6 protein-coding genes are annotated in these 4,996 nt (G+C 48.7%); all 6 read left to right on the top strand.

Annotation, left to right across the window (positions count from 1 at the left end):
- Positions 1–243: 243 nt before the first annotated feature.
- Complete coding sequence (cobU, locus tag AAC033_RS18280) at positions 244–753, top strand: bifunctional adenosylcobinamide kinase/adenosylcobinamide-phosphate guanylyltransferase (protein WP_339740831.1); 510 nt, start codon at positions 244–246, stop codon at positions 751–753.
- Positions 754–947: 194 nt separating this feature from the next.
- On the top strand, positions 948–1,979 hold the full coding sequence (gene cobT / locus AAC033_RS18275; RefSeq protein ID WP_339740829.1) for a nicotinate-nucleotide--dimethylbenzimidazole phosphoribosyltransferase: 1,032 nt from the start codon (positions 948–950) through the stop codon (positions 1,977–1,979).
- 129 nt (positions 1,980–2,108) lie between these two features.
- Positions 2,109–2,861: an adenosylcobinamide-GDP ribazoletransferase gene (locus tag AAC033_RS18270; RefSeq protein WP_339740826.1), complete on the top strand. Its 753-nt coding sequence runs from the start codon at positions 2,109–2,111 to the stop codon at positions 2,859–2,861.
- Between the two features lie 176 nt (positions 2,862–3,037).
- Complete coding sequence (locus AAC033_RS18265; RefSeq protein WP_339740824.1) at positions 3,038–3,259, top strand: hypothetical protein; 222 nt, start codon at positions 3,038–3,040, stop codon at positions 3,257–3,259.
- A 2-nt stretch (positions 3,260–3,261) separates the two neighbouring features.
- Positions 3,262–3,801 (top strand): alpha-ribazole phosphatase, encoded by a 540-nt coding sequence (cobC, locus tag AAC033_RS18260; RefSeq protein ID WP_339740822.1) that lies wholly within the window; start codon positions 3,262–3,264, stop codon positions 3,799–3,801.
- Positions 3,798–4,996, top strand: a 1,199-nt coding sequence (locus tag AAC033_RS18255) for a cobyric acid synthase (RefSeq protein ID WP_339740820.1), incomplete at its 3' end; no start/stop codon positions are given. The genes cobC and AAC033_RS18255, both read left to right, overlap by 4 nt.

The raw sequence follows: 4,996 nt of genomic DNA, 5'->3' as shown, positions 1-4,996 counted from the left end.
TTTCTCGATTAAATAATGATGCAACTTGTTAAGAAAATCAGATAGTTGTATTGGGCAAGAGGGCGCTGAGCGATCAGTTCACCTCTTGCTTTATTTTATTTCACATCCCGCAAACCAGCTTTCGGATATTTGGAACTTGAATCCGGCAATGGCCAGAGTAAACACTTGAAACCCGAAACTGCGACCGAAGGGAGTCCCGTTTGTTTGGAATTTGGAATCCTGGAATTTGGAACTTTTTAAACTATGGCAACAATCACATTCATTACCGGAGGAGCCCGGTCAGGGAAAAGCTGTTTTGCACAACGACTGGCTGAAAATCAATCGGAAAAGCCCATTTATCTGGCTACTGCCCGAATTTGGGATGAGGATTTTGCCCAACGCGTAAAACGCCACCAAGATGATCGCAACGAGCGCTGGCAAACCGTGGAGGAAGAAAAAGAGCTTTCAAAGCACGATTTCTCTGGAGAAACAGTGCTGCTGGATTGCATCACACTTTGGCTGACCAATTATTTTCATGACAGTGGTTACCAGCTGAATAACGCGCTGGACGCCGCCAAAGCGGAGTGGAAAAAGTTCGTCGAGCAGGAAATTAACTTGATTGTTGTCAGCAACGAGCTCGGCATGGGCGTTCATCCTGAAAACGAAATGGCGCGTAAATTCGCCGACCTGCAAGGCTGGATGAACCAGTTCATCGCTGCACAAGCTGACACCGTTTACCTGATGGTTTCGGGAATCGATATTAAAATAAAATAACCCTCAAAGGGTTTAAGAATTTAGCCCGGGGCAAACGACGAAGGAGTGTCGCCCTGGGAAAAAGCATGCAAAAGAGGAATCGTCCGCGCGTAGACCTATTGAGTGGAACGGATGATCATTCGGACGAAATAGTAATAACGGTTGAGAGAATAGCTACTCCAAGATGACGACAAATGACTATAAATACAAACTAAATGACTTCATTAAAAGATCAACTTCAACACAAAATTGACTTCAAGACTAAACCCTCCGGGGCGCTCGGACGATTGGAAGAAATTACCCTGCAATTGGGGATGATTCAAAACACGCTATCTCCCGAATTGAAAAAACCGACCATCCTCGTATTTGCTGCCGATCATGGCATCGCCGACGAAGGCGTGAGTCCGTATCCCAAAGAAGTGACTTGGCAGATGGCCATGAACTTTTGCTCCGGGGGCGCGGCCATCAGTGTTTTTTGCAAACAAAATCGCATTGGATTGAAGGTGATTGATGCCGGCGTAGACTACGATTTCCCGGCCGGGAGCCCGATCATCGATGCCAAAATTGCCCGTGGTTCCAGGAACATGATGATTGAACCCGCCATGACCCTTAAGGAATGTCGCCAAGCCATGAAAAGCGGTGCCGGATTTGTCCGGCAGGAAGCCCTGACAGGCTGCAATACCATCGGCTTTGGCGAGATGGGGATCGGTAACACATCACCGTCATCCCTACTGATGCATAGGTTTTTGAAGCTGCCCATTAAAGCCTGCACCGGGAAAGGCGCCGGAATGGAAGGCGAAAAACTTGATCACAAGACAACCATCCTGAAAGCCGTTTCAGAAAAATACGACCCACAAACCCCGGAAGAAACCCTGGCAACTTTTGGCGGCTTGGAAATTGCCATGATGGTGGGGGCCATTCTTGAAGCCAAAAAGCTGGACATGGTCATTCTGATTGACGGGTTTATTGCGACAGCCGCTACGCTGACCGCCATTCAGTTTGATGCCTCGGTTCGCGACAACTGTATTTTTTGTCATGCTTCCGAAGAAAAAGGCCACCAATTGATGCTGAATCACCTCAACGCCACGCCCGTTCTAAACCTGGGCATGCGACTGGGCGAAGGGTCTGGTGCAGCGGTGGCCTTCCCGGTTATTCAGGCAGCTGCAACTTTCTTAAATGAAATGGCTAGCTTTGACGAAGCCGGCGTTTCAAATAAGGCGGAAAGTACCGAAGTACAACGCTCATAGATAACATAGGGGTTTTCGAAATCCTGAGCCAAAGAAAGTGAGAGGGGGAGAGTAAGGTAAGGGTGCGAACGGCCGCAAGGCCTGTTGCACAATTTGAAATTTGAAACCTGTAATTTGGAATTTCCTGACATGAAAGAACAACTCAACCTGTTTCTAACAGCGGTGATGTTTTATAGCCGCATTCCGGTGCCGCGATCGCTGGGCTTTTCCAACGAGCGGCTGAACCGGGCAACCCGTTATTTCCCTCTGATTGGTTGGATCATTGGCGGAATTGGCGCATTGGTGTTTTATGGGTTGAATTGGATTTTGCCAGTTGTGGTAGCCGTTCTTCTGAGCATGATAGTCACCATTTTTGCAACCGGTGCTTTTCACGAAGATGGCTTTGCCGACTTTTGCGACGGCTTTGGTGGCGGCTACACCCGAGAAAAGATCTTCACCATCATGAAAGACAGCCGCATTGGAACCTACGGAACTGTGGGACTGATTGGCATGCTGGGAACCAAGTTCCTGGCTTTGCAAAGTCTGCCGCCGGTGACCATTCCGTTGGTGCTGATAGCCGGACACGCCTTTAGCCGGGTGATGCCGGTCATTATCATCTTTACCAGCTGGTATTCGCGTGAGGATGAACTCAGCAAAACCAAACCCATTGGCAAACGGGGAAAAAACTCCGATTTGATCCTTGCTGTGCTATTCGGCTTGCTGCCAGCAGCCTTTTTGCCGTGGCAGCTGATGGCTGTTGCTTTGCCGCTTTCGTTGCTGGTTACCTTTCTCTTTAAAAAATACATTGAACGGAAAATTGGCGGCTACACCGGCGATTGCCTGGGGGCCTTGCAGCAGATGGTGGAAGTGTTGTTTTATTTGTGTTTATTAAGCATATCATGAAGTATTGAATTTATTTCCCACAAAGAGAATTCACCGAGGATAAATAAGAACTCTGTGTTCTTGGCGTCTTCGTGGAATAGAACACATTTTCTCGTGTGGTGTTAAAAAGCTTAGCTCCCCAGCGCTAATAAGATTTTCAATGAGGGAATTGTAAATTTGTACCTAAAGGATTTCAAATGGATCAGCAAGTTTTAGTAGAAAATACGATTGTCAAGATCAAACAGTTGCCGGAGTCAAAGCTCATGCAGGTGAATGATTTTGTTGCGTTTTTATTGAGTCGGGCCGAAGATAAGATCATGCTTGAAGGAATACAAAAGTTGGCTTCGGATTCAACAGCTTTCGAATTTCTGAAAGAAGAAGATGACCTCTATACCATGAATGATTTAAAGGAAAAATAATCTTGAAACTGACCCTTATCCGACATACCCGTGTCTCGACTCCGCCCGGCATTTGCTATGGACAATCCGATGTTTCACTGGCTGATTCGTACCCGGAAGAACTAGAGCTGGAGAAGAGCCTGATCTGCCGGCAGTCTTTTGATGCCGTTTTTTCCAGTCCGCTGCTACGCTGCCGTCAGTTGGCCGAAGATCTGTTCCCCGATCAGGAAATTGTGCTTGATCACCGGTTAAAAGAATTGAATTTTGGCCAATGGGAACTTCAACCCTGGGACCAGATTTATGCCACTTCCGAAGGAAAACACTGGATGAAAAACTACCAGGAGGTGTCCTGCCCGGGAGGCGAATCTTTGCCTGAGTTTCGGCAGCGCGTCAACTCATTTTTGGATGAACTGAAAGCAAAGCCCTTCCATCAGGTGGTTGTGGTAGCGCATGCCGGGGTAATTCGTCTGATAAAATTCGTCCTGGAAAATCAAACGATGGACGAGGTTTTTACAACCTTTGCACCGGATTACGGCGGCGTTTATAAATTTGAAATCAAATGAAGCAAAATAAGAAACTCAAACCCATCCTGTTTGTCGGCACCGGCTCCGATGTGGGCAAGTCGGTGATCAATTCGGCCTTTTGCCGCATCTTCTTACAAGATGGCTACCATCCTGCCCCTTTCAAAGCGCAAAACATGTCGCTGAATTCGTATGCCAGCGCCGAAGGTTTGGAGTTGGGCCGGGCCCAGGCCGTGCAGGCCGAAGCCTGCGGCATTCCCTGCCTCAGCGCCATGAACCCCGTTTTGCTAAAACCAACCAGCGACCAGAAAGCTCAAGTGGTGTTGAACGGCAAACCCATGGGTGAGCAGTCGGCCCGGGACTATTTCCTGAAAACCGACCGCGAGTTCTTGTTTGCTGAAGCGATGAAAGCCTGGAAATATCTGGATTCAAGATACAACCCCATTGTAATGGAGGGCGCCGGGAGCATCTCAGAAATTAACCTCTGGGACAAAGACATCACCAACATGCGTGTAGCACTCGAAACCGGTTCACCCACCATATTGATTGCCGACATTGACCGTGGCGGCGTGTTTGGCAGCGTGTATGGAACCATCAAGTTGCTGCCTGAAGCGGAACGAAAACTCATCAAAGGCATCCTGATCAACAAGTTCAGGGGCGACATCGGCCTGTTCGACGATGGCCGCCGGATGCTCGAGGAATTGACGGGCATTCCCGTGATTGGCGTGATTCCGTACTTCCGCGATATTCATATTGAACAGGAAGACAGCGTGGTGATTGACTATAAGCGGGGAAGCACCGATACCAGCAAAATCAACGTGGCGGTGGTGCTGCTGCGGCACATGAGCAACTTCACCGATTTTAACATGCTGGAGCGCATGCCCGAAGTCAACCTGTATTATTCGGCCAATCCAACAGAAATCGCCAAAGCCGATGTGGTGCTAGTGCCCGGTTCGAAGAGTACCATTTCTGACTTGATTTATCTGCGCGAACGAGGCTTGGCCAAGGCCATCATCCAAGCTGCTGAAGCGGGCAAAGGGGTTTACGGCATTTGTGGTGGTTACCAGATTTTGGGTGAAGAAATCCGCGACCCAAACCAGGTGGAGGGCGATATTGAAATGATGCCGGGACTTGGTTTGTTGCCGGTAGTCACCACCCTGACCCGGGAGAAGCGCACGGTGCAAACCCGGTTCCACTTTCAGCAGCGGAAAGAGCATTGCACAGGTTACGAAATTCA

The organism is uncultured Sunxiuqinia sp. (assembly GCF_963974515.1).
Lineage (GTDB): Bacteria > Bacteroidota > Bacteroidia > Bacteroidales > Prolixibacteraceae > Sunxiuqinia.
Note: the sequence above shows the minus strand (reverse complement) of the source record. Positions and strands in the feature narration are given on the sequence as shown.